This window comes from Streptomyces sp. NPDC020731, assembly GCF_044334705.1.
GTDB lineage: Bacteria > Actinomycetota > Actinomycetes > Streptomycetales > Streptomycetaceae > Streptomyces.
In genome coordinates this window covers 300,131-323,827 of record NZ_JBIRTN010000007.1, presented here as the reverse complement: position 1 = coordinate 323,827, position 23,697 = coordinate 300,131, and the positions used below count along the sequence as shown (strand labels likewise).

The window sequence follows — 23,697 nt, the reverse complement described above, 5'->3', positions numbered from 1 at the left end:
GCCGGGCCTTGGCGCACACACGCGCCGGCCGGCGGGACCCGGGTGGGTCCCGCCGGCCGGTACACACCGTGGGGTGTTACACCCGCGGCTTCTCGCGCATCTCGTACGTCGCGATGACGTCGTCGACCTTGATGTCGTTGAAGTTTCCGAGGTTGATACCACCCTCGAAGCCTTCGCGGATCTCGGTGACGTCGTCCTTGAAGCGACGCAGGCCCACGATGTTGAGGCTCTCCGCGATGACCTTGCCATCGCGCAGCAGGCGCGCCTTGGTGTTGCGCTTGACCTCGCCGGAGCGGATGAGAACACCCGCGATGTTGCCCAGCTTGGACGAGCGGAAGACCTCGCGGATCTCCGCCGTACCCAGCTCGACCTCTTCGTACTCCGGCTTGAGCATGCCCTTGAGGGCCGCCTCGATCTCCTCGATCGCCTGGTAGATGACCGAGTAGTACCGGACGTCCACACCCTCGCGCTCGGCCATCTGCGCGGCACGCCCTGCGGCGCGCACGTTGAAGCCGATCACGATGGCGTCGGAGCCCATCGCCAGGTCGATGTCGGACTCCGTGACCGCACCGACGCCGCGGTGCAGGACGCGGATGTCGACCTCTTCGCCGACGTCCAGCTGGAGCAGCGAGGACTCGAGGGCCTCGACCGAACCGGAGGCGTCACCCTTGATGATCAGGTTCAGCTGCTGGATCTCACCGGCCTTGAGCACCTTGTCCAGGTCCTCCAGCGACACGCGACGCGTGCGCTTGGCGAACGCGGCGTTGCGCTCACGGGCGGCGCGCTTCTCGGCGATCTGACGGGCCGTACGGTCCTCGTCGACGACGATGAAGTTGTCGCCCGCACCCGGGACGTTGGTCAGGCCCAGGACCTGGACCGGCGTCGACGGGCCCGCCTCGGCGACGTTGTTGCCGTTGTCGTCGAGCATGGCGCGCACGCGGCCGTAGGCGTCGCCCACCACCATCGTGTCGCCGACCCGCAGCGTGCCTCGCTGGACGAGGACGGTCGCCACGGCACCGCGGCCGCGGTCGAGCCGGGACTCGATCGAGATGCCCTGCGCGTCCTGCGTGGGGTTGGCCCGCAGGTCGAGCGAGGCGTCCGCGGTGAGGATGACGGCCTCGAGGAGGCTGTCGATGTGCAGACCCTGCTTGGCGGAGATGTCGACGAACATGGTGTCGCCGCCGTACTCCTCGGCCACCAGGCCGTACTCGGTCAGCTGACCGCGCACCTTGGTCGGGTCGGCGCCCTCGACGTCGATCTTGTTGACCGCGACGACGATCGGGACCTCGGCCGCCTTGGCGTGGTTGAGCGCCTCGACCGTCTGCGGCATGACGCCGTCGTTGGCCGCGACGACCAGGATCGCGATGTCCGTCGACCGCGCACCACGGGCACGCATGGCGGTGAACGCCTCGTGACCCGGGGTGTCGATGAAGGTGATCCTGCGCTCTTCCTCGTTGACCTCGGTCGCGACCTGGTAGGCACCGATGTGCTGGGTGATGCCGCCCGCCTCGCCCGCGATGACGTTCGTCTTGCGGATGGCGTCGAGCAGTCGGGTCTTACCGTGGTCGACGTGACCCATGACGGTGACGACCGGCGGGCGGACCACCAGGTCCTCCTCGTCGCCCTCGTCCTCGCCGAACTCCAGGTCGAAGGACTCGAGCAGCTCGCGGTCCTCCTCCTCCGGGCTGACGATCTGAACCGTGTAGTTCATCTCGCCCGCGAGGAGCTGGAGCGTCTCGTCGGAGACGGACTGGGTCGCGGTGACCATCTCGCCGAGGTTCATCATGACCGCGACGAGCGACGCCGGGTTGGCGTTGATCTTCTCCGCGAAGTCGGTGAGGGACGCACCGCGCGACAGGCGAATGGCCTCGCCGTTGCCGCGAGGCAGCATCACGCCGCCGACCGACGGGGCCTGCATGGCCTCGTACTCCTGGCGCCTCTGCCGCTTCGACTTGCGGCCACGACGCGCGGGACCACCGGGACGACCGAAGGCGCCCTGCGTGCCACCGCGGCCACCGGGACCGCCGGGACGGCCACCGAAGCCGGGACGGCCACCGCCGCCGGCGAAGCCACCGCCACCACCGGGACGACCGGCGAAACCGCCGCCGCCACCGGGACGACCGGCACCGCCACCGGGACCACCGGGACGACCGGCGAAACCGCCGCCGCCACCGGGACGACCGCCGCCGCCACCACCGGGACGACCCGCACCGCCCGGACCGCGGCCACCGGGGCCACCGCCGGGACGCGGGCCGGCAGCGGGACGCTGCGGCATCATGCCGGGGTTCGGACGCGGACCGCCGGGGCCGCCGCCGCCGGGACGGGGACCGCCCTGCGGACGCGGCATCGAGCCCGGGGTCGGGCGCTGCCCGCCCGGAGACTGCGGACGCGGACCGCCGCCCTGGCCACCGGGGGCCTGCGGACGGGGACCGGCACCGCCGGGACCACCCGGACCGGGACGCGCGCCCTGCGGACGCGGCGCCTGCGGACGGGCCATGCCGGTGGAGCCACCGGAGGTGAAGGGGTTGTTACCGGGACGCGGACCGGCCGGGCGACCGCCCGGACGCGGAGCGCCGCCACCGGGGCGCTGACCCTGACCGGCCGGACGACCCTGACCACCCTGGCCCTGACCGCCCTGCCCCTGACCACCCTGGCCCTGACCGGCGGGACGACCGCCGGGCTTGGGCGCACCGGGACGCGCGCCGCCGGGCTTCGAACCGGACGGAGCCGGAGCCGCCGCCGCGGGCGGGGCCTGGAACTCCGGGGCCGCCGGAGCCGGACGCGGCGCGGGCCGCGGGCCCGGCGTCGGACGCGAACCGGGGGCCGCCGGCGCGGGCGCCGACGGAGCCGCCGGCGGCTGGGCCGCGGCGGGCTTGGGTGCTGCGGCCGGCGGCTTCGGGGCGGCCGGACGCTCCCCCACTGGCTTGACGCCGTGGGAGGAGCCCCCAGCCTGCGCCGGGGACGGCGCGGCGGGCCTGGGGGCCGCCTTGCGGGGCGCACCGGGCTTCGCGGCGGACTTGCCGTTGCCCCCGCCCTGCTGGAAGGCGTCAGTCAGCTTGCGTACTACGGGCGCTTCGATGGTCGAAGACGCCGAACGGACGAATTCACCGAGTTCCTGGAGCTTGGCCATGACGACCTTGCTCTCCACACCGAACTCCTTGGCGAGTTCGTAGACCCGGACCTTAGCCACTTCGCTCCTCTGAGGTCCGGGTTGCGTCCGGACCGTCGCTAGTTCATGGGCGTACTCATCGCGTACTCATCGAGTGCTCATCGCAATCTCGACCTGCTTTCGACTCGCGAGGTACCAGGCCGCACGGGGACTTCCGTGCGGCATGTTCTTACGTGTTGCCTGTCCAGTCGGCGGAGAGCCGCTGCTCAGCAACCTTGTGCCTGCTCGACGTAGTGGCGCAACGCCTTTACGTCGAGCGGTCCCGGGACACGGAGCGCCCGCGGGAACGCCCTGCGGCGCACCGCCTGGTCGAGACAGACCGGGGCGGGGTGTACATACGCACCCCGGCCGGGCAGCGTACCGCGAGGATCCGGGACGCACGCGTCCTCGATCACCACGATCCGCAGCAGCTCGCTCTTGACCGCTCGCTCCCGGCACCCCACGCAGGTGCGCTCGGGGCGTACGCCAGCACGTGTCCGGCCAGACACTCCTTAGTCTACCTCCCCGGGCCGACCTCACCCCTTCGGGGCAAGAATCGAACACTTGCCGCGCGCAAAGCTGTCGTGATCTCAGCGACCGGCGGCTTGGATCTATTCCCCGGCCTGTTCCGTGTCCGGCCGGATGTCGATCCGCCAGCCGGTCAGACGGGCGGCGAGGCGGGCGTTCTGCCCCTCCTTGCCGATCGCCAGGGACAGCTGGTAGTCCGGCACGATCACGCGGGCCGAGCGGGCCGCCATGTCGACGATGTCCACCTTGGAGACCCGGGCCGGTGACAGCGCGTTCGCCACCATCTCGGCCGGGTCGTCGGACCAGTCGACGATGTCGATCTTCTCGCCGTTCAGCTCGCCCATGACACTGCGCACCCGACCGCCCATGGGGCCGATGCAGGCGCCCTTGGCGTTCAGGCCCGAGCGGGTGGAGCGTACGGCGATCTTGGTGCGGTGGCCCGCCTCGCGGGCGATCGCGGAGATCTCGACGGACCCGTCGGCGATCTCCGGCACCTCCAGGGCGAAGAGCTTCTTCACCAGGTTGGGGTGCGTGCGCGACAGGGTGACGGACGGGCCGCGCACCCCCTTGGCCACCCGGACGACGTAGCTGCGCAGCCGCATGCCGTGCGGATAGGTCTCGCCGGGCACCTGCTCCTGCACCGGCAGGATGGCCTCCAGCTTGCCGATGTCGACCAGCACGTTCTTCGGGTCGCGGCCCTGCTGGACCACTCCGGTGACGATGTCGCCCTCGCGGCCGGCGTACTCGCCGAGCGTCGCGTCGTCCTCGGCGTCGCGCAGGCGCTGCAGGATGACCTGCTTGGCCGTGGTGGCGGCGATACGGCCGAAGCCGGACGGGGTGTCGTCGAACTCGCGGGCCTCCTGGCCCTCCTCGATGTCCTCGGGGTCCTCCTTCGCCCACACGGTCACATGTCCGGTCTCCCGGTCGAGCTCCACGCGCGCGTGCCGGCGGCTTCCCCCGGTGCGGTGATAGGCGATGAGGAGGGCCGATTCGATCGCTTCGACCAGCAGGTGGAGGGAGATCTCCTTCTCCCGTACCAAGAGCCGAAGGGCACTCATGTCGATGTCCACTTATTACGCCTCCTCTTCCTTCTCGTTGTCCTTGCGGTTGAACTCGACCTGGACGCGCGCCCTGGTGATGTCGTCGAAGGCGAGTCTGCGCGCGGTGGCCCTGCGGCCCTTCACCCCGGGCACCTCGAGGTCGAGACCGTCGTCGTCCGCCTCGATGATCCTGGCGACCAGTTCGCCGCCCTCGGCAAGCTGGAACCGGGCCAGGCGGCCGGTGGCGCGCACGTAGTGCCGGTGCTCGGTGAGAGGGCGCTCCGCACCCGGGGTTCCGACCTCGAGGGTGTACTCCCCGCTGCCCATCGCGTCCGTCTCGTCGAGCTTCGCCGAGAGCGCGCGGCTCACATCGGCGATCCGGTCGAGGTCCGCTCCGGTGTCGGAGTCGACGACGACGCGCAGCACACGCTTGCGGCCGACCGCGTCCACGGCGATCTCTTCGAGATCCAGGCCCTGGGAGCTGACGAGCGGTTCCAGAAGTTCTCGAAGCCTCTCGCTCTGGGTGGTGCTCATCCGGGTGACTCCTCGGCCGCGTGTGCTGTTGTGGGACGGTGCGCGTGTCTGGTCAAAGGGTATCCGGTCGCAGAGGGTGTTGCTGTCCACCCGGTCACGGAGGGTGCCGCTGAGCGCCCCCGCGCGGGCACACGGGTACGGTGATCACGGGCCTCGCCCCACCTTCCGTCGCTACGTTCGTACGAGCCCCCGAGGACGTCTGCCGTGTCGTTCCCCCCGTCTCCGCGCGCCCGTTCGGGGCCGCGCAGAAGGAGTCTGCTCGCCGTTGCCCCGGCAGCCCTGCTGGTGGCCGGTTGCTCCGCCGGGTCCGAGGACTCCGGCGCCTCCGGCGGCAGCCGTCCCTCGGCCGCCGACCGGGCACGCGCGCGTGCGGCCCGGGACAGCAGGGAGCTGGCCGAGCGGTACGACGCGGTCGTGGCCGCGCATCCGAAGCTGGCGGAGCGGCTGCGTCCGCTGCGCGCGGAGGTCGTACGGCACGCGAAGGCGTTCGGTGACGCGGCGGAGCCGTCGCCGTCCGGGTCGGGCTCGACCTCGGCCTCCCCGTCGGCGACCACGCCCGCCGTGCCCGCGAAGGAGAAGGACGCCCTGGCCGGACTCGCCGCCGCCGAGCGGGAGATCGCCGGCCGGCACGCGAAGGCGCTGCTGGACGCGCCGGGCGAGCTGGCCCGGCTGCTGGCCTCGGTGGCGGCGGCCGGCGCGGCACATGTGTACCTGCTGACGGAGGCATGACGGTGAGCGAGTCGCGCGAGGCGAAGGACCGGGAACTGCGGGCCCTCCAGGCCGCCCTGGCGGCGGAGCACGCGGCGGTGTACGGCTACGGGGTCGTCGGCGGGCGGATCGGCGAGGAGCGGCGCACCGAGGCTCGGGCGGCGTACGACGCGCACCGGGCGCGCAGGGACGCGCTGGTGCGCGCGGTGAAGGACGCGGGGGGCGCGCCCGTCGCCGCCGCCGCGGGTTACGCGCTGCCGTTCCCGGTGCCGGACGCGGCCGCGGCGGTCCGGCTGGCGGCGGAACTGGAGGACAGGGTGGCCGGCGTGTACGCCGATCTGGTGCGCGCGAGCGGGGGCGAGCAGCGGCTGGGGGCCGCCGAGGTGATGCGGGAGGCGGCGGTGCGGTCGGTGCGCTGGAGCGGCGAGAGCGTAGCCTTCCCTGGGCTCGCCGAGCGGGACGGTACGGCTTCGGGGACCCCGGCGCCGACGGCGTGACGGGGCGGCGGGCACCGCGTACAGCAGGAAGGGAACGACTCGCGCATGGTTTTCGAACCGCCGAAGCGTCTGGTGAGGGCGCTCGGTGAGACGGCGCCCGAGGGTGACGACTGGCTGGAGGGGCTGCCGGAGGCGGCGCGCGAGGCCGTCACACAGCGTGAGTTGACCGTGGAGCGGGTGCAGGTGCCCGGCGGGCGCAGCAGCCTGGTCGTGCTGGTGCGGACGGCCGACGGGACGCCCGCCGTACTGAAGCTGGCGCCGCGCCGGGCGCGTCCGGGGAGCGAGCGGGCCGCGCTGGCCCACTGGGGCGGTCTGGGAGCGGTCCAGCTGCTGGATCCGGTGTCGGACGCGACCGAGGGGGTGCTGCTGCTGGAGCGGCTGCATCCGGACGTGTCGGTGCGGTCGTTGCCGGAGGCCAAGGCGTTGCTGGAGGCCGCGGGGACGCTGCGCCGGCTCTGGGTGGACCCGCCGGACGGGCACGGCTTCGAGACGGTGGCCGAGCGGACGGAGCGGCAGGCGCGGGCGATGCGGGCGAGCGCGGCGGCCGACCCGGAGGTGGCTCCGCTGGTGGAGGCGGCGCTGACGGCCCGGGACGAACTGGTGGCCGCGCCGCCCGAGCTGAGTCTGCTGCACGGGACGTTCCGGCAGAGCAAGGTGCTGTCCGGGGAGCGGATGCCGTGGCTGGCGGTGGGGCCGGACCCCGTGGTCGGCGAGCACGCGTTCGATCTGGCGCGGCTGGTGCGGGACCGGGTGGAGGACCTCATCGCGCAGGCCTCGGGGGCGACGACGACTCGGCGGCGGGTGAAGCGGCTGGCGGAGTCGCTGGAGGTGGACCGGGAGCGGCTGCTGGGCTGGACGCTGTTCCGGGCGGTGGAGTCGGGGGTACGGGCGCGGCGCGTGGGGCGGGAGCGGGACGCGGAACTGTTGTTGGAGTTCGCCGGCTGGCTTTGACGCTTGGGCGCTTGGACGTCGGCAGCCCCGACGCCCTGCCGGTGTCGCGGCAGGGCGTCGGGGCGGGGCGGAGGTGGGACGCGCAGACCGGCGCTTGCGAGGTGTCTTCCCCAAAGGTGGGACCCCAGCCCAGGCCCTTGAGGCACTGGGAGGAGACACGACTGCCCGCAGCTGCGGCGCCCCGGCCGACCGCAGCCGGGGCGGTGCGGGGGTGTCAGGCGGTGAGGCGGGACACCGCCTCGTCGACCGTCAGTTCCTCGCGTTCGCCGGTGCGGCGGTCCTTGAGTTCGACGATGCCCTCGGCGGCACGGCGGCCCGCGACCAGGATCTGGGGGACGCCGATCAGTTCCGAGTCGGTGAACTTGACGCCCGGGGAGACACCGGGGCGGTCGTCGACCAGGACGCGGAGGCCCGCGGCGGACAGCTTCTCGGAGACGTCCAGCGCCAGCTCGGTCTGGAGGGCCTTGCCCGCGGCGACCACGTGGACGTCGGCCGGGGCGACCTCGGCGGGCCAGCACAGGCCCTTGTCGTCGGCGGTCTGCTCGGCGAGCGCCGCCACCGCGCGGGAGACGCCGATGCCGTAGGAGCCCATGGTGACGCGGGCCGGCTTGCCGTTCTGGCCGAGGACGTCGAGCTTGAGGGCGTCGGCGTACTTGCGGCCCAGCTGGAAGATGTGACCGATCTCGATGGCGCGGTCGAGCTTGAGACCGGTGCCGCACTTGGGGCAGGGGTCGCCCTCCCGCACCACCACGACGTCCACGTACGCGTCGACCTCGAAGTCGCGCCCCGCGACCACGTTCTTCGCGTGCGTGTCGGCCTTGTTGGCGCCCGTGATCCAGGCGGTGCCCGGCGCCACGCGCGGGTCGGCGACGTACGTCACCTCGCCCAGGCCCTGCGGGCCGACGTAGCCGCGCACCAGGTCGGGGCGGGCGATGAAGTCCGCCTCGGTGACCATCTCCACGACGGCCGGGGCGAAGTGCGCCTCGACCTTGTCCATGTCGACCTCGCGGTCACCGGGGACGCCCACGGCGACGATCTCGCCGTCGACCTTGACCAGCAGGTTCTTCAGCGTGGCCGAGGCCTCGACGCCGAGCGACGCGGCGAGGGTCTCGATGGTCGGGGTGCCGGGCGTGGGGATGTCCTCGGCGGCCGGGACACCGGCGGCGTCGACCGGCTTCAGCTCGTAGGTGATCGCCTCGGTGTTGGCGGCGAAGTCACAGGTGGGGCAGTCCGCGAAGGTGTCCTCGCCGGCCTCGGCGGGGGCGAGGAACTCCTCGGACTTGGAGCCGCCCATGGCGCCGGCGGTGGCCGCGCAGATGCGGTAGTCCAGGCCCAGGCGCTCGAAGACCTTCTGGTACGCCTGGCGGTGCAGGGCGTACGACTTCGCCAGGCCCTCGTCCTCCAGGTCGAAGGAGTAGGAGTCCTTCATCAGGAACTCGCGGCCGCGCAGGATGCCGGCGCGGGGGCGGGCCTCGTCCCGGAACTTGGACTGGATCTGGTAGAGGATCACCGGCAGGTCCTTGTAGGAGGACGCCTGGTCCTTCACCAGCAGGGTGAAGATCTCCTCGTGGGTGGGGCCGAGGAGGTAGTCGCCGCCCTTGCGGTCCTGGAGGCGGAACAGTTCGGGACCGTACTCGTCCCAGCGGCCGGTGGCCTCGTACGGCTCGCGCGGCAGCAGGGCGGGGAGCTGGACCTCCTGGGCGCCGATGGCGTCCATCTCCTCACGGACGATGCGCTCGATGTTGCCGAGGACCTTCTTGCCGAGCGGCAGCCAGCTCCAGAGGCCGGCGGCGGTGCGGCGCACATAGCCGGCGCGGACCAGAAGCTTGTGGCTGAGGACCTCGGCGTCCGCCGGGTCGTCGCGCAGCGTCTTCGCCATCAACTGGGACATGCGCTGGACCGGTGCGTTCGCCATGGTTCACGTACTCCTGCTGCGTCTGGGTGATGACAGGAGGTTAGCCGGGCGGGACGCGGCGGCGGAAATCGATTGTCCGCTATCCGCGCAGGAGCGGCAGCGGGGCGCCCATGACGGCGTACGGCTTGGGGGCGCTGGGGAAGTGGACCTGGCGGGCGAGGTCCTGGTAGCCGAGCGAGCGGTACAGGTGGCGGGCCGGGCTCTCGATGTCGATCGCGGAGAGGATCGAGCGGGGCTGCTCGGCGCCGTCGGTGATCGTGGTGATCAGGGCGCGGCCGATGCCGTGCTTCTGGTGCCGGGGGTGGACGTGCAGCTCGGTGATGACGAAGGAGTCGTCGAGCCAGTCGTCGTGGCCCCGGGCGCGCAGATAGGGCTCGACGACGGTGGACCACCAGTGGGTGCGGTCGTTGGGCATGCCGTAGACGAAACCGGCCAGGCGGCCCTTGACGGTGGCGCCGAAGGCCCGGGCGCCCGGGAGGGTCATGTGGCGCAGCACGATCTGCCGGCGTACGGCCACCTCGTCGGGGCCGAGCCCGAACGCCACCGCCTGCACCGCCAGCGCCTCGTCGACGTGGCCGGGGAGGTCGAGGGGGCCGATCACGATGTCGTCGGGGTGGGGGCGGCCGTGACCGGGAAATCGCAGCATGCCGGGGAGACTACAGGGCGTGCCTCGTCAGAACAGCACGCTCATGAAGGCGCCGACCTCCTGGAAGCCCACCCTCTCGTACGTCCTGCGGGCGGGCGTGTTGAAGTCGTTGACGTAGAGGCTCGCCACGGGCGCCATCTCCGTCAGGGCGTAGCGCAGGACGGCCGCCATGCCGGGTGCGGCGACGCCCCTGCCCCGGTGCTCGGGGGCCACCCAGACGCCCTGGATCTGGCAGGCGCGGCCGGTCGTGGCGCCGATCTCGGCCTTGAAGACGACCTTGCCGTCGGCGTCGAAGCGGGCGAAGGAGCGGCCTGCGCCGACGAGTTCGGCGACCCGGGCCTGGTAGAGCAGACCGCCGTCGCCGGCCAGCGGGGAGACGCCGACCTCCTCGGTGAACATCGCCACGCACGCCGGCATGATCGTCTCCAGCTCGTCCTTGCGGACGCGGCGGACGTAGGGGTCCGGGGCTATGCGGTCGGACATGCGGTCGGTGACCATGAGGGGCTGGCGGGTGCGGACCTCGCGGGCCGGGCCCCACTGGGGTTCGAGCAGTCGCCAGAGCGCGGCGGTGGGCTCGGCCGGGCCGACGACGGAGGAGCAGCGGCGGCCGGCCCGGCGGGCACGGTCGGCGAAGGCGCGGACGGCCCGGGGGGTGGCGCAGATGGGCACCAGGTTGGCGCCGGCGTAGCACAGGGACGTCAGGACGCCTCCCTCGTACCAGCCCCACATCTCGCCGCCGAGCCGCCACGGGTCCAGGCCCGCGATCTGGACGCGGGCCGTCACGAAGGCGTTCGCGACCGGCTCACGGTCGAGTACGGCGAGGGCGGCGTCCAGGTCGCTCGGTTCGAGGACCCGGGATGTGGTCTGCGTCAACACGTGCGGGGCCTCACACACTGGGGTCTGCTGATTTCTCCGCACTGTACCTGCGGAATCCGGGAGCCGCCGCCCCCGGACCCCGGTTCGGTCCTGAACGGGCCTCGTCCTCGGGCTCCCCCGGAGGGGCACCCCGGAGGGGCACCCCAGACGGGCACCCCGGACGGGCACCCCGGACGGGCCGGCCGCTGCCGGCCGGCATGGTCAGCCGGCCACCGAGACCTGCGGCTCGCCCGACGTCACGCCGTCCTTCTCCATCTCCTCGGCGATCTTCATCGCCTCCTCGATCAGCGTCTGAACGATCTTCGACTCGGGCACGGTCTTGATGACCTCGCCCTTCACGAAGATCTGCCCCTTGCCGTTGCCGGAGGCCACGCCGAGGTCGGCCTCCCGGGCCTCGCCCGGCCCGTTGACCACACAGCCCATCACGGCCACCCGCAGCGGCACCTCCATGCCCTCCAGACCCGCGGTGACCTCCTCGGCCAGCTTGTACACATCGACCTGGGCACGCCCGCAGGACGGGCAGGAGACGATCTCCAGGCGCCGCTCCTTCAGCCCCAGCGACTGAAGGATCTGGATGCCGACCTTGATCTCCTCGACCGGCGGGGCCGACAGGGAGACCCGGATGGTGTCGCCGATGCCCTGGGAGAGCAGCGCCCCGAAGGCGACGGCCGACTTGATGGTCCCCTGGAAGGCGGGCCCGGCCTCGGTGACGCCGAGGTGCAGCGGGTAGTCGCACTGGGCGGCGAGCTGACGGTAGGCCTCGACCATCACGACCGGGTCGTTGTGCTTGACGGAGATCTTGATGTCCCGGAAGTCGTGCTCCTCGAAGAGGGACGCCTCCCACAGGGCGGACTCGGCCAGCGCCTCCGGGGTCGCCCTGCCGTACTTCTGGAGCAGACGCCGGTCCAGCGAGCCGGCGTTGACGCCGATGCGGATCGGGGTGCCGTGGTCCCTGGCCGCCCTGGCGATCTCCTTGACCTTGTCGTCGAACTGCTTGATGTTGCCCGGATTCACCCGCACCGCCGCGCAGCCGGCCTCGATCGCGGCGAAGACGTACTTGGGCTGGAAGTGGATGTCGGCGATCACCGGGATCTGCGACTTGCGGGCGATGATCGCCAGCGCGTCGGCGTCGTCCTGCGTGGGACAGGCCACCCGCACGATCTGACAGCCGGACGCGGTCAGCTCGGCGATCTGCTGGAGGGTCGCGCCGACGTCGGACGTACGCGTGGTCGTCATCGACTGCACGGACACCGGGGCATCACCACCCACCGCCACGGATCCGACCTGGATCCGCCGGCTCTTCCGCCGCTCGGCGAGCTTGGTCGGAACGGACGGCATGCCGAGAGAAATCGCAGTCATCTGCTGTGCAACCCCAAGTCGTGGATCAAGGTCCGGCTCCCCGTGAGCAGCGGGCTCCGGGCTCCGAGATTACGGCACTGGCCAACGCCCGGGCACATCGCGCCGGTAAACCCGCCCAAAGGGCGACGGCCCGGAACCCCAAGGGTTCCGGGCCGTCGTGAACGGCGGGTGTCGCGGCCCGGGGCTACGAGATCCGCACCGGGTTCACCACGTCCGCGATCAGGACGAGGATGGTGAAGCAGACGAAGATCCCGGCCACCACGTAGGCCACCGGCATCAGTTTCGCCACGTCGAAGGGGCCCGGGTCGGGGCGGCGCAGCACCTTGGCGAGGTTGCGGCGCAGCGACTCCCACAGGGCGCCCGCGATGTGTCCGCCGTCGAGCGGCAGCAGCGGGAGCATGTTGAACAGGAACAGGGAGAGGTTGAAGCCGGCGAGCAGCATCACGAACATCGCCATCTGCTGCGAGGCGGGGATGTCGAGGGTGGCGATCTCGCCGCCGACCCGGGCCGCGCCGACGACGCCCATCGGGGAGTCGGGTTCGCGCGGGCCGTCGCCGAAGGCCGCGTCCCACAGGGCGGGGATCTTGGACGGCAGCGCGGCCAGGGAGTCGACGGCGTCGCCGACCCGGTCGGTCATCCAGGTCACGGAGTCGCCGAGGTCCTGTTTGACGACACCGGTGGCCGCGCTGAAGCCGAGGAAGCCGGCCTTGACGTACTCGCCCTCGACGTAGGCGCCGTTGCCGTCCTTCTTGGCGACCATGTTGGTGGCGATCGACGCCTGGAGTGTCACCTCCTGGCCCTTGCGGTCGACGACGATCGGCACGTCCTTGCCGGCACTGTCGCGGATGAGGTCGGAGAGGGTGGCCCAGTCGTCCGTCCTGACCCCGTCGAAGGCGACGATCTTGTCACCGTTCTCCATACCGGCCGCGGCGGCCGGGGACTGCGGGTCGGACTTCTTGCACTCGTCGCGGTTCTCGCTCTGCGAGATGACGCACGGCGAGACCGAGCTGACGGTGGTGGTCTGCTGCTGGATGCCGAAGCCCATCAGCACGGTGAGGAACAGCGCGACCGCGAGGATCAGGTTCATGAACGGACCCGCGAACATCACGACGACCCGTTTCCACGGCTTGCGCGTGTAGAACAGGCGCTTGTCGTCGCCGGGCTTGAGCTCCTCGAAGGCGGCGGAGCGGGCGTCCTCGATCATGCCGCGCCACGGTGAGGTGGAGCGGGCCTCCAGCCGGCCGTCGGGACCGGGGGGGAACATGCCGATCATGCGGATGTAGCCGCCGAACGGGATCGCCTTGACGCCGTACTCGGTCTCACCCTTGTTCCGCGACCAGATGGTGGGGCCGAAGCCGACCATGTACTGGGGCACGCGGATGCCGAACATCTTGGCCGTGGACAGATGGCCCAGCTCGTGCCACGCGATCGAGAACAGCAGGCCGGCCGCGAAGACGACTATGCCGAGGATGAACATCAGGGTCGTCATGCACGCGCCTCCGCGCTCGCCGTCCGGTGTGTCAGTTCCCGGGCCCTCGTCCGCGCCCAGGTCTCCGCTTCGAGGACGTCCGACACGGTCAGTGAGGTTCCCGCCGCCGGGGTGCCGTGTTCCTCGACCACCCGGGTGACGGTCTCCATGATCCCGTTGAAGGGCAGCGCGCCGGAGCGGAACGCCTCCACGCACTCCTCGTTCGCGGCATTGAACACCGCCGGGGCGGTTCCCGCGAGCTCGCCGACGTGCCGGGCGAGGTTCACCGAGGGGAACGCCTGGTTGTCGAGAGGGAAGAACTCCCAGGTGGACGCCTTGCTCCAGTCGAAGACCGGGGCCGCGTCGGGGACCCTTTCGGGCCAGCCGAGGCCGATGGCGATGGGCCCGCGCATGTCGGGGGGCGTCGCCTGGGCCAGTGTCGATCCGTCCGTGAACTCAACCATCGAGTGGACATACGACTGCGGGTGCACGACGACCTCAATGCGGTCGAAGGGAATGTCGTACAGCAGGTGCGCCTCGATGACCTCCAGGCCCTTGTTGACGAGGGTCGCGGAGTTGATCGTGATGACCGGGCCCATGGCCCAGGTGGGGTGGGCGAGGGCGTCCTCGACGGTGACGTCCGCCAGCTGCTCCTTGGTACGGCCGCGGAAGGGGCCGCCGGAGGCGGTGACGACGAGCCTGCGGACGTCGGCGCGGGTGCCGGCGGCCAGCGCCTGGAAGAGGGCGGCGTGCTCGGAGTCGACCGGGATGATCTGACCGGGCTCGGCGAGCGCCTTGACCAGCGGGCCGCCGACGATGAGCGACTCCTTGTTGGCGAGCGCGAGGGTGCGGCCCGCCTCCAGGGCGGCGAGGGTCGGGGCGAGACCGATGGAGCCGGTGATGCCGTTGAGGACCGTGTGGCAGTCGGAGGCGGCGACCCGGGCGGCCGCGTCCTTCCCGGCCAGGATCTCGGGCAGCGGCTCCCCCGCCCCGTACTGCGCGGACAGCGCCTCGCGCAGCGCCGGTACGACGTCCTCGCGGGCCACGGCGACCGTGCGCACCCGCAGCCGGTGCGCCTGCTCGGCCAGGAGGGCGACCCGCCCGCCGTTGGCGGACAGGCCGGTGACCCGGAAGCGGTCGGGGTTGCGCAGCACGAGGTCGATGGCCTGGGTGCCGATCGACCCGGTGGAGCCGAGGATCACCACGTCCTTCGGGCCGTCTCCCGCTACGGGGTCGTGGACGAGGTGCGGGTCGGCGAGGGGGGCTGGGCTGTCACTCATCCCCCCATTGTGGCCGTACCGGGTGCCCCGAAGGACAGGGGTGTCGTTCCAGTACGTGGCAGGTCAGCCGACCCGGTGGCCGGCGCCACCGGGCGGCCTGTAGCCGACTGTCACCTGATCGGGCGGTGCATGTTCTCCCGCTGTGCGGGCCCCGGCGTCGTGTCCGCGATCCAGGGGCCGTCGTCCGAGGGGTCGATGATGCCTTGCTCCAGCCACTCGTAGGTGCCGGAGAGCACGCCCTTGACGACCTTGCGGTCGAGGTCGTCGGTGTTGGTCCACAGACGGCCGAAGAGTTCCTCGACGCGGATGCGGGCCTGGTGGCAGAAGGCGTCGGCGAGCTGGTAGGCCTCGCGGCCGTGGTCACCGCGGCCGCGCAGGAGTTCCGCGCGGACACAGGCGGCGCTCATCGCGAACAGTTCGGCGCCGATGTCGACGATCCGGCCCAGGAAGCCCTGCTTGGTCTCCATCCTCCCCTGCCAGCGGGACATGGCGTAGAAGGTGGAGCGGGCGAGCTTGCGGGAGGCGCGTTCGACGTAGCGCAGGTGCCCGGAGAGGTCGACGCCGTGCTTGAACCCGCCGAACGCGCCGGGGAGCTGTCCGGGTCCTGCGACGAGTTTCGGCAGCCACTTGGCGTAGAAGAGGCCCGCTCCCGCGCCCGCCTTCGCCTTGTCGCCGAGGGACTTCTCGGGGTCGATCAGATCACCGGCGACCGAGAGGTGGGCGTCGACGGCCTCGCGGGCGATCAGCAGGTGCATGATCTCCGTGGAGCCCTCGAAGATGCGGTTGATGCGCAGGTCGCGCAGCATCTGCTCGGCCGGGACCGCCCGCTCGCCGCGCGCCCGCAGGGACGCCGCGGTCTCGAAGCCGCGTCCGCCGCGGATCTGGACCAGTTCGTCGGCCATCAGCCAGGCCATCTCCGAGCCGTACAGCTTGGCGAGGGCGGCCTCGATGCGGATGTCGTTGCGGTCCTCGTCGGCCATCTGCGAGGAGAGGTCGACCACGGCCTCCAGGGCGAAGGTGGTCGCCGCGATGAACGCGATCTTGGAGCCGACGGCCTCGTGCAGCGCCACCGGCTTGCCCCACTGTTCCCGGGCCGCCGACCACTCACGGGCGATCTTCAGGCACCACTTGCCGGACCCGACACACATCGCGGGCAGGGACAGCCGGCCGGTGTTGAGCGTGGTCAGGGCGATCTTCAGGCCCTGGCCCTCCTCACCGATGCGGTGGGCGGCGGGGACGCGGACCCGGTGGAAGCGGGTGACGCCGTTCTCCAGTCCGCGCAGGCCCATGAAGGCGTTGCGGTTCTCCACGGTGACGCCTTCGGAGGCCGCCTCGACCACGAACGCGGTGATGCCGCCCCGGTGGCCCTCGGACTTCGGTACGCGCGCCATGACCACGAGGAGGTCGGCGACCACGCCGTTGGTGGTCCACAGCTTCACCCCGTCGAGGACGTACTCCTCGCCCTCCGGTACGGCGGTGGTGGCGAGCCGGGCCGGGTCCGAGCCGACGTCGGGCTCGGTGAGCAGGAAGGCCGAGATGTCGGTGCGGGCGCAGCGCGGCAGGAACGTCTCCTTCTGCTCCCGCGTACCGAAGATCTTCAGCGGTTGCGGCACGCCGATCGACTGGTGTGCGGAGAGCAGCGCGCCGATCGCCGGGCTGGCGGAGCCGACCAGGGCGAGGGCCTTGTTGTAGTAGACCTGGGTGAGGCCCAGGCCGCCGTACTTGGTGTCGATCTTCATGCCGAAGGCGCCGAGCTCCTTGAGCCCGGTGATCACGTCGTCGGGGATCAGGGCGTCGCGCTCGATCCGGGCGCCGTCGATCTTCGTCTCGCAGAAGTCGCGGAGCTTGGCGAGGAACTCCTCGCCGCGCTGGACGTGCTCGTCGGAGGGCAGGGGGTGGGGGTGGATCAGGTCGAGCCGGAAGCGGCCGAGGAACAGTTCCTTGGCGAAGCTGGGCTTGCGCCAGTCCTGTTCCCGGGCGGCCTCCGCCACCTGGCGGGCCTCACGTTCGGTGACGGTGGGTCGAGACGGAGACCGGGGTGTCTCGGGTGCTGCGGACATGAGGCTCACCTCGCCGCGAATGGGATGGTGTCATTACATTACTGACTGGTGCTACTCGATCGTATGTACCCGATTCGCAGCCGCCCCGCCACCCTTCGTGCGGCCGTTCGGCCGACACTCCCGCTCTCGGCGGGCGGCCGGAGTGAGGGACAATTCCTCCGGTGCCCCTTTGGCCCGATCCGGCCCCGGAGAAAGCTGTCGAAGCGCTTCGACACCCTCTGGACACCCGTCAGCCTGTGGAGCTACTGTCGGACCACCCTCACCCGCCCTCTTTAAATCCTGCGCACTGTCGAAGCGCTTCACAAGCTTGGAGACTGGATGGTCACCCTCGCCGAGGTCGCCCAGCACGCCGGAGTCTCCGCGAGCACGGTGAGCTATGTCCTCAGCGGCAAGCGGTCCATCTCCGTGAACACCCGGCAGCGGGTCGAGCGGAGCATCCGCGAGCTCGGGTACCACCCGAACGCCGGGGCCCGCGCCCTGGCCAGCAGCCGGTCGAACATCATCGCGCTGATGATCCCGCTGCGTACGGACATGTACGTACCGGTGATGATGGAGATCGCCATCGCGGTGGCCACCACGGCCCGCACCCACGGGTACGACGTGCTGCTGCTCACCGGCGAGGAGGGCCCGGACACGGTGCGCCGGGTCGCGGGCAGCGGGCTCGCCGACGGCATGATCCTGATGGACGTCGAACTCGACGACGAGCGGCTGCCACTGCTGAGGGAGACCGACCGGCCCGCCGTGCTGATCGGGCTGCCCGCCGACACCACCGGGCTGACCTGCGTCGACCTCGACTTCAAGGCCACCGGTGCGCTGTGCGTGGAGCACCTGGCCAAGCGCGGGCACCGCGACATCGCCGTCATCGGCGAGGCCCCGGCGGTCTACGAACGGCACACCGGCTTCGCCGAGCGCACCCTGGACGGGCTGCGCGGCCGGGCGCGGGAGCTGGGGCTGCGGCTGCTGCACCGGCCGTGCGAGGGCGGGTACGACGCGATGGCCGTGACCCTGGCCCGGATCCTCGACGAGCGCCCCGGCACCACGGGCTTCGTCGTGCAGAACGAGTCGGCGGTGGAACCGCTGCTCGCCCTGCTGCGGCAGCAGGGGCGGGCCGTGCCCGAGGACGTCTCGGTGGTCGCGATCTGTCCGGAACAGGTCGCCGTGCAGGCCTCGGTGCGACTGACGTCGGTCGCCGTCCCCGCGCAGGAGATGGGCCGGCTCGCCGTGGAACAGCTGGTCGCCAAGCTCGACGGACGGGGCGGCGACGAGGTCCTGCTGATCGCGCCCGAACTGACGGTCCGCGCGAGCTCGGGCCCCGCGCCCGTCCAGTAGTCACCCCGCGCGTGTGGAGGGGCCGGTCCCGCCGGGACCGGCCCCTCGGCATACCGCGCGCCGGGTCAGCCGCCGCTGACCGTCAGGTTGTTGGTGCGGAAGTCCAGCCCGCCGGCCGACGAGGTGATCTCGTAGCCGAACTGCACGTCACCGATGGTCTCGTTGCCCATCCAGCCCTTGGTGTCCTTGATCCACTTGAGGATCGGGAGGATGTTGACGGTGCCGGAGTTCGAGTCCGAGGTGCGCAGGAACGAGAAGACCTCGTTGGCGCCGTTGTTCCCCTTGTACACGTTCCAGGTGTGGCCGCCGAGGCTCACGGTGCCCTGCGAGCTGCCGAGCGGGCCCACGGCGCCGTTGTGGTTGACCCACAGCATGATCTCGTAGTCGTAGTCCGTGTCCCAGATGTCGTACGAGGTGTTGTACGCGCCCGAGGAGGGGACGGTGACGTTGTAGCTGCTGGTGAGCGAACCGAGGGAGGTGATCGACTTGTTGATCACCTTCTTGGCGTTCGGGTAGGACTTGATGCCACCGGTGTTGGGGTGGTCGGCCCACGCGCCCCAGTTGGTGCCGGAGTTGGCCCAGACGCACTGGGCTCCGGCGCCGGAGCCCCAGATGTTGTTGTAGAGCGTGTAACCGTTCAGATTGGTGTTGCCCCACTGGTCGCAGGAGCTCCAGACGGCGGCGTGCGCGGGGGCGGAGGCGAGACCGACCGTCGCGCCGAGCGCGAGGGCGGGCGCCAGCAGGACCTTGGTGATCCTGCTCAAGGTGCTTGGTGCCATGGGATTCCTTCCATGGGTGGGGGGAATTGCGGGGTCACCGCGTCTTCAACGTCAGGACGCGGTCTTCTCCGGCGACCAGGCCGAGGGGCTCGACGCCGGCGGAAGTCCACAGGTCGATGCGGTGGGTGCGGGTGGGCCGCAGGACGGCGGTGGCACCGTCCGGGGACCAGGTGAGATCGAGCGAGGCGCCGAAGCGGGTGAGGACCCCGCGCAGTCGCCCGCTCGGGTACGCCGGGAGCGGCGCCGGCAGCAGCACCAGCCGGTCGGGGGTGGACTGCACGAGTGCCTCGATCAGCACGGCGGGCAGGGTGTGGGCGGCGTCGGCGTTGTAGACGTGGCGGTGCGGGTAGTGCGCGCTCATCAGGGAGGCGTGGAAGAAGTCGCCGTCGAGGACCTGGCCGAGCGCGTGGGTGACCCGCTCGCCGTCCCGGAGGCGGGCCGCGATCAGCGCGTGGTGCAGATGGCCGTGCGCGGAGTCGTTCTCGGCGCCGCGCAGTTCCAGGGCACGGTGCGCGGCGGCGGCCAGGTCCGGGGTGTCGTAGGGGGTGATCTCGTCCAGCGGCCAGACGCCGTAGAGGTGGCTGAGGTGGCGGTGGTCGTAGGAGTCCTCCAGGTCCGGCCGGGCCCATTCGGCGAGTGCGCCGTCGGCGTTGATCCGGTGCGGCGGGAGGAGGTCGGCGAGCGCCCGCCAGCGGTCGGCGTGTTCCGGGTGGTACGCGGCGGCGGTTCGCAGGGCGTGCCGGGCCGCGGAGAGGTCCATGGCCGCGTCGACGGTGCCCCAGCCGGCGTTGGCGGGCCGGTTCTCGGGCGAGTAGGAGGGGACGACGACGAGTCGGCCCTCGCTGTCGGTGCGGGTGAGGAAGTCCTCGTAGAACAGGGCGACTTCGGCGAGCGCGGCGGCGGTGTGCGGGTCGCGTTCGCCGCGGGTCTCGTCGTGGTCGACGAGGGGCTTGAGAAGCCAGTCGGCGCCGGCGGTCCACAGGTGCAGCGGGTACTCGCGGCTGAAGTGGTACGAGTGCCCCGACTCGCCGTCGCTGTGGGCGGGCGCGACGACACCCCGGGCGCCGAACACCGCGCGGGCGTTGTCCCGCCAGTCGGGCAACTGGCGCCGGATCAGGGCGGCCAGGGCCTCGGTGACCTCGGGGAGGGCCGCCGCGGCGGCGGAGGCGGTCTGGAGGTTGAGGTTGGCGTCGTTGGTGAAGGCACCGGACCAGGCGGTGTCCCAGTCACCGGTCCACAGTCCGGTGAGCCGGGGCGGGAACAGGCCGCTGGAGGACAGCAGGTGGTAGCGGCCGGCCGCGAAGAGCCGTTCGAGCAGGGCGGCGCCGCGCGGCCGGGTGAGCAACTCCGAGCCCGGCAGGGTGCGTTCGTCCGGATCGGCGGCGAGGTCCAGAGTGACGCGTTCATAGGCGGTGCGGTGCAGGGGCAGATGACGGGCGAGGAGGTCGTCGTACGAGGCCCGTCCCTCGTCGAGCAGGTCACGCAGGGCGCGGCCCTCGGCGACCACGTCGGCCTCCCCGGTGTGCCGCCGCACCCGGGTGAGCAGCAGCACGGACCGCACGCCCTCGAGGTGCACGCCCGGCGGGGCGAGCGCCGTCCGGCCGCCGGTGACGGCGACCAGGGTGACGCCGGTGCAGGCGAGGTCGCTGCCCGGGTAGCGGGCGCGCAGGCTCAGCAGGGCGCCCTCGGGGGTGAGGACCGCTCCGTGGCCGACGCCCAGGCCGGTGGGGGCGCTCGGGAGCCGGTGGTCCAGGGAGACGTCGAGGGTGAGTCCGGGGCCGGTGACGTACTGGACGATCACGTCGTCGGCGCGGGAGACGAAGACCCGGCTGGTCCAGCCGGCGCGGGTCGCCTCCACGACGCCGGTCGCGAAGTCGACCGTACGGCGGTATCCGCCCCGGTCCGGGTCGTCGTCCGGGCGGCGCACGCGGACCTGGAAGGCGGGGTGGAAGGGCCGCACCCCCTGGAGCGGACGGCCGTCGGTGAAGCCCTCGGCGGCGGTCGCGTCACCGGCGAGGAGCCGGTCCTGGAGGTCGGACAGTCCGTCGGCCAGCCGGGGCGGCAGCCGGTCCTGGTCGTCGCCCTCGCCCGGGCGGACGAGGGTGTGATGGGTGACGACGGTCCGGTCGTCGTTCGGATCGCCGAACACGAGGGCGCCGTGGTGGCCGTTGCCGCTCAGGAAGGCGTCCTCCCAGCGGGCGGCCGGTCGTGGTTCCCAGGTTCCGTGTACGGGTGTGGCGCTCATGGCGCAAGCACCGCCACACCGTAGCGGTCGAGGGTGATCCGGTCGGTCACGGTCGCCTCCGTCAGCAGGTCGTGGTGGGTTCCCGGGACGTCCACGGCGACCGGCTCGCGGCCGTGGTTCAGCAGGAACAGCAGGCCCCCGCGGCGGACCGCCTCGACTCCGTCCGGGAGTCCGTCGAGCACCGGGCGGACGCCCGCTCCGGCGGCGACGCGGGACAGCAGCGCGCGCAGCGCCTCCGGTTCGGGGAGCGTCGAGACGTACCAGGCGCGGCCCTTGCGCAGCACCGCGGGCAGTCCGTCGAGTTCCCCGCCCTTGTAGGGGACGGTCTCGTCGGCGGTGCCGTCGGGTTCCAGTTCCTCGGACCACAGGGTGCCGCGCAGACCGCCCTCGCAGTCGGCGGTCTCCCCCGGCTCCAGCGGCCACCACTCGTGCAGGGTGCGGATGCCGAAGAGTTCGCGCAGCCGGTCGTCCATGCCGCCGGGCCGCACCCGGTCGTCCTGGTCGGCGACGCCGGTCAGGAACCCGCAGACGAGGGTGCCGCCCCCGCGTACGTAGGCCAGGAGGTTGTCGACGGCCGTGTCGGTGAGGAGGTAGAGCTGCGGGACGACGACCAGCCGGTAGCCGGACAGGTCGTGTCCGGGGTGGGCGAAGTCGGTGGTGAGGTGCGCCTGCCAGAGCGCGCGGTGCCAGGCGCTCAGGACCTGCGGGTAGTCGACCTCGTGGGAGGGCCGGGCCTCCTGGTCGCCGGCCCACCAGGAGTGCCAGTCGTGCAGCACGGCGACATCGGCGGCGATGCCGCCGCCGGTGACGTGCGGGGCGATCCGGGCCAGGTCCGCGCCGAGTCGCTTGACCTCCTGGTACGTACGTCCCTGCTCCCCCGCGTGGCCGACCATCCCGGAGTGGAACTTCTCCGCGCCCTGCCGGGACTGGCGCCACTGGAAGTAGCAGACGGCGTCCGCGCCGCGGGCGACGGCCTGCAGGGACCACAGGCGGTTGAGGCCGCGCGGCTTGGGGTGGTTCACCCGGCGCCAGTTGACCGGCCCGGCCGCCTGCTCCATCAGCATCCAGGGGCCGCGGGCCTGGGAGCGGGTCATGTCCTGGACCAGGGCGCCGCTCTGGGCACCGAGCGGGTCGCGCGGGTCGGGGTAGAGGTCGACGGAGACGACGTCCTCCTCCTCGGCCCAGCGCCAGGCGTCCTGTCCGGCCCACAGCGGCATGAAGTTGGTGGTGACCGGGAGGTGCGGGGTGTGCCGGCGGACGATGTCGCGTTCGGCGGTGTAACACTCCAGGAGCATGTCGGACGTGAAGCGCTTGAAGTCCAGCACCTGGGTGGGGTTCTTCAGGTAGTGCGCGTGGCGGGGCGGCAGCACCTCGGCCCAGTCGGCGTAGCCCTGGCTCCAGAAGGCGGTGCCCCAGGCGGTGTTGAGGGCGTCGAGGGTGTCGTAGCGGTGGCGCAGCCAGACCCGGAACCGGGCGGCGGCCTCGTCGCCCCAGTCGTAGGTGCAGTACTCGTTGTTGATGTGCCACAGGGTGAGGGCCGGGTGGCTGCCGTAGCGGGCGGCCAGGTCCTCGGTGATGGCGGCGGCGTGACGGCGGTAGGTGGCGCTGGAGTGCGAGAAGTGCTGGCGTCCGCCCCACCACTCGGTCCGGCCCTCCGCGTCACGGGGCAGGGTGTCCGGGTGGAGGTGACCCATCCAGGGCGGCGGGGAGGCGGTCGGGGTGGCGAGGACGACACCGATGCCGTTCTCGTGCATCAGGTCCATCAGGCGGTCCAGCCAGCCGAAGGCCCTTTCCCCGGGGCGGGGTTCGAGCTTCGACCAGGAGAAGACGCCGAGGGTGACGGAGTTGACGCCGGCCTCCCTCATCAGGCGGACGTCCTCGTGCCAGATCTCCTCGGGCCACTGCTCGGGGTTGTAGTCGCCGCCGTAGAGGAGACGGCCACGGGTGGCGTCGCTCAGGTCCGGCATCAGACGGGCTCCCCGTACTGGATGCCGCGACCGTTGGCGGCCAGGCGGAACCGGCCGGACACGCGTGGGTCGCCGGGGACGGTCTCACCGGTCCGGCCCCCTCGGTGGTCGTCGTCGATCCGCGCCCGGGTCTTCGCCTCGTCGTCGGAGCGGTGGACGGCGGTGACGGTCCCGGCGGAGCCGACCCGGTGGACGGCCGGGTGGCCGGCGCCGTCGGCGGCCTTGCCGAAGCCGGGGGTGCGGAAGGCCCGGCAGCTCTCCGCCTTCGCGTGACCGGCGAGACGGGGAGGACCGGTGACCGCGGCGGCCCCGGCGGGAACGGCACGCCGGTCGAGGGAGAACGCGAACATGGCAGGGGACCTCATCA

18 protein-coding genes and 1 pseudogene are annotated in these 23,697 nt (G+C 71.8%); 4 read left to right on the top strand and 15 right to left on the bottom strand.

The genetic code is table 11. The features are described 5' to 3' along the window. Positions 1-76: 76 nt before the first annotated feature. The 4 genes from infB to rimP form a co-directional block, all read right to left on the bottom strand. Complete coding sequence (infB, locus tag ACH4VX_RS13715; protein WP_398367576.1) at positions 77-3,190, bottom strand: translation initiation factor IF-2; 3,114 nt, start codon at positions 3,188-3,190, stop codon at positions 77-79. 185 nt (positions 3,191-3,375) lie between these two features. Next, the gene (locus ACH4VX_RS13710) at positions 3,376-3,657 is read right to left on the bottom strand and encodes a YlxR family protein (protein ID WP_398367575.1); all 282 of its coding nucleotides are present in this window, start codon (positions 3,655-3,657) and stop codon (positions 3,376-3,378) included. Positions 3,658-3,759: 102 nt separating this feature from the next. After that, positions 3,760-4,746, bottom strand: coding sequence for a transcription termination factor NusA (gene nusA, locus ACH4VX_RS13705; RefSeq protein WP_398367574.1), 987 nt, complete (start codon positions 4,744-4,746; stop codon positions 3,760-3,762). Positions 4,747-4,749: 3 nt separating this feature from the next. Further along, entirely contained in the window at positions 4,750-5,250 is a 501-nt protein-coding gene (rimP, locus tag ACH4VX_RS13700) for a ribosome maturation factor RimP (RefSeq protein WP_398367573.1), read from the bottom strand. A gap of 204 nt (positions 5,251-5,454) precedes the next feature. On the opposite strand from rimP, the gene ACH4VX_RS13695 reads away from it, so the two are divergent. The 3 genes from ACH4VX_RS13695 to ACH4VX_RS13685 are packed head-to-tail and all read left to right on the top strand — an operon-like array spanning position 5,455 to position 7,406. Next, entirely contained in the window at positions 5,455-5,979 is a 525-nt protein-coding gene (locus tag ACH4VX_RS13695; protein WP_398367572.1) for a hypothetical protein, read from the top strand. Further along, positions 5,976-6,455 (top strand): ferritin-like domain-containing protein, encoded by a 480-nt coding sequence (locus ACH4VX_RS13690; protein ID WP_398367571.1) that lies wholly within the window; start codon positions 5,976-5,978, stop codon positions 6,453-6,455. Before ACH4VX_RS13695 ends, ACH4VX_RS13690 begins: the two co-directional genes overlap by 4 nt. A gap of 45 nt (positions 6,456-6,500) precedes the next feature. After that, a complete protein-coding gene (locus tag ACH4VX_RS13685) occupies positions 6,501-7,406 on the top strand; it encodes an aminoglycoside phosphotransferase family protein (RefSeq protein ID WP_398367570.1) in 906 nt (301 codons plus the stop codon). Positions 7,407-7,620: 214 nt separating this feature from the next. Here the strand turns inward: ACH4VX_RS13685 and ACH4VX_RS13680 are convergent, their stop codons facing one another. The 7 genes from ACH4VX_RS13680 to ACH4VX_RS13650 form a co-directional block, all read right to left on the bottom strand. Beyond that, on the bottom strand, positions 7,621-9,321 hold the full coding sequence (locus ACH4VX_RS13680; RefSeq protein WP_398367569.1) for a proline--tRNA ligase: 1,701 nt from the start codon (positions 9,319-9,321) through the stop codon (positions 7,621-7,623). 79 nt (positions 9,322-9,400) lie between these two features. Further along, positions 9,401-9,967 (bottom strand): GNAT family N-acetyltransferase, encoded by a 567-nt coding sequence (locus ACH4VX_RS13675; protein WP_398367568.1) that lies wholly within the window; start codon positions 9,965-9,967, stop codon positions 9,401-9,403. A gap of 27 nt (positions 9,968-9,994) precedes the next feature. Continuing rightward, positions 9,995-10,843, bottom strand: coding sequence for a GNAT family N-acetyltransferase (locus ACH4VX_RS13670; RefSeq protein ID WP_398367567.1), 849 nt, complete (start codon positions 10,841-10,843; stop codon positions 9,995-9,997). 201 nt (positions 10,844-11,044) lie between these two features. After that, positions 11,045-12,202 (bottom strand): flavodoxin-dependent (E)-4-hydroxy-3-methylbut-2-enyl-diphosphate synthase, encoded by a 1,158-nt coding sequence (gene ispG, locus ACH4VX_RS13665; RefSeq protein WP_398367566.1) that lies wholly within the window; start codon positions 12,200-12,202, stop codon positions 11,045-11,047. Positions 12,203-12,386: 184 nt separating this feature from the next. After that, positions 12,387-13,679, bottom strand: a complete 1,293-nt coding sequence (locus ACH4VX_RS13660; RefSeq protein ID WP_398367607.1) for a M50 family metallopeptidase — start codon at positions 13,677-13,679, stop codon at positions 12,387-12,389. A gap of 8 nt (positions 13,680-13,687) precedes the next feature. Further along, complete coding sequence (gene dxr, locus ACH4VX_RS13655) at positions 13,688-14,950, bottom strand: 1-deoxy-D-xylulose-5-phosphate reductoisomerase (RefSeq protein ID WP_398367565.1); 1,263 nt, start codon at positions 14,948-14,950, stop codon at positions 13,688-13,690. A gap of 110 nt (positions 14,951-15,060) precedes the next feature. Then, a complete protein-coding gene (locus tag ACH4VX_RS13650; protein WP_398367564.1) occupies positions 15,061-17,010 on the bottom strand; it encodes an acyl-CoA dehydrogenase family protein in 1,950 nt (649 codons plus the stop codon). A 318-nt stretch (positions 17,011-17,328) separates the two neighbouring features. Between ACH4VX_RS13650 and ACH4VX_RS13645 the strand changes: the two genes are divergently transcribed. Then, positions 17,329-18,339 (top strand): LacI family DNA-binding transcriptional regulator, encoded by a 1,011-nt coding sequence (locus ACH4VX_RS13645; RefSeq protein ID WP_398367563.1) that lies wholly within the window; start codon positions 17,329-17,331, stop codon positions 18,337-18,339. Positions 18,340-18,404: 65 nt separating this feature from the next. Here ACH4VX_RS13645 and ACH4VX_RS13640 read toward each other — a convergent pair whose 3' ends face one another. The 4 genes and pseudogenes from ACH4VX_RS13640 to ACH4VX_RS13625 all read right to left on the bottom strand — a co-directional run. Continuing rightward, positions 18,405-19,118, bottom strand: coding sequence for a hypothetical protein (locus tag ACH4VX_RS13640; RefSeq protein WP_398367562.1), 714 nt, complete (start codon positions 19,116-19,118; stop codon positions 18,405-18,407). A gap of 34 nt (positions 19,119-19,152) precedes the next feature. Then, positions 19,153-21,363 carry a glycosyl hydrolase family 95 catalytic domain-containing protein gene (locus ACH4VX_RS13635; RefSeq protein ID WP_398367561.1) on the bottom strand — a complete coding sequence of 737 codons (2,211 nt, stop codon included), beginning with the start codon at positions 21,361-21,363 and terminating at the stop codon, positions 19,153-19,155. After that, entirely contained in the window at positions 21,360-23,330 is a 1,971-nt protein-coding gene (locus ACH4VX_RS13630; protein WP_398367560.1) for a beta-galactosidase, read from the bottom strand. The genes ACH4VX_RS13635 and ACH4VX_RS13630 overlap by 4 nt, the downstream gene beginning before the upstream one ends. Beyond that, positions 23,330-23,599 (bottom strand): annotated as a pseudogene (locus ACH4VX_RS13625) (1,4-beta-glucanase); the annotation flags it as partial. The pseudogene ACH4VX_RS13625 and the gene ACH4VX_RS13630, both read right to left, overlap by 1 nt. Positions 23,600-23,697 lie beyond the last annotated feature (98 nt).

Coding starts and splice junctions, on each gene's coding strand:
- rimP (WP_398367573.1), bottom strand. CDS start 5,250: ATGAGCACCACCCAGAGCGAGAGGCTTCGAGAACTTCTGGAACCGCTC.
- ACH4VX_RS13690 (WP_398367571.1), top strand. CDS start 5,976: ATGACGGTGAGCGAGTCGCGCGAGGCGAAGGACCGGGAACTGCGGGCC.
- ACH4VX_RS13685 (WP_398367570.1), top strand. CDS start 6,501: ATGGTTTTCGAACCGCCGAAGCGTCTGGTGAGGGCGCTCGGTGAGACG.
- ACH4VX_RS13680 (WP_398367569.1), bottom strand. CDS start 9,321: ATGGCGAACGCACCGGTCCAGCGCATGTCCCAGTTGATGGCGAAGACG.
- ACH4VX_RS13675 (WP_398367568.1), bottom strand. CDS start 9,967: ATGCTGCGATTTCCCGGTCACGGCCGCCCCCACCCCGACGACATCGTG.
- ispG (WP_398367566.1), bottom strand. CDS start 12,202: ATGACTGCGATTTCTCTCGGCATGCCGTCCGTTCCGACCAAGCTCGCC.
- ACH4VX_RS13660 (WP_398367607.1), bottom strand. CDS start 13,679: ATGTTCATCCTCGGCATAGTCGTCTTCGCGGCCGGCCTGCTGTTCTCG.
- dxr (WP_398367565.1), bottom strand. CDS start 14,950: ATGAGTGACAGCCCAGCCCCCCTCGCCGACCCGCACCTCGTCCACGAC.
- ACH4VX_RS13650 (WP_398367564.1), bottom strand. CDS start 17,010: ATGTCCGCAGCACCCGAGACACCCCGGTCTCCGTCTCGACCCACCGTC.
- ACH4VX_RS13645 (WP_398367563.1), top strand. CDS start 17,329: ATGGTCACCCTCGCCGAGGTCGCCCAGCACGCCGGAGTCTCCGCGAGC.
- ACH4VX_RS13640 (WP_398367562.1), bottom strand. CDS start 19,118: ATGGCACCAAGCACCTTGAGCAGGATCACCAAGGTCCTGCTGGCGCCC.
- ACH4VX_RS13635 (WP_398367561.1), bottom strand. CDS start 21,363: ATGAGCGCCACACCCGTACACGGAACCTGGGAACCACGACCGGCCGCC.
- ACH4VX_RS13630 (WP_398367560.1), bottom strand. CDS start 23,330: ATGCCGGACCTGAGCGACGCCACCCGTGGCCGTCTCCTCTACGGCGGC.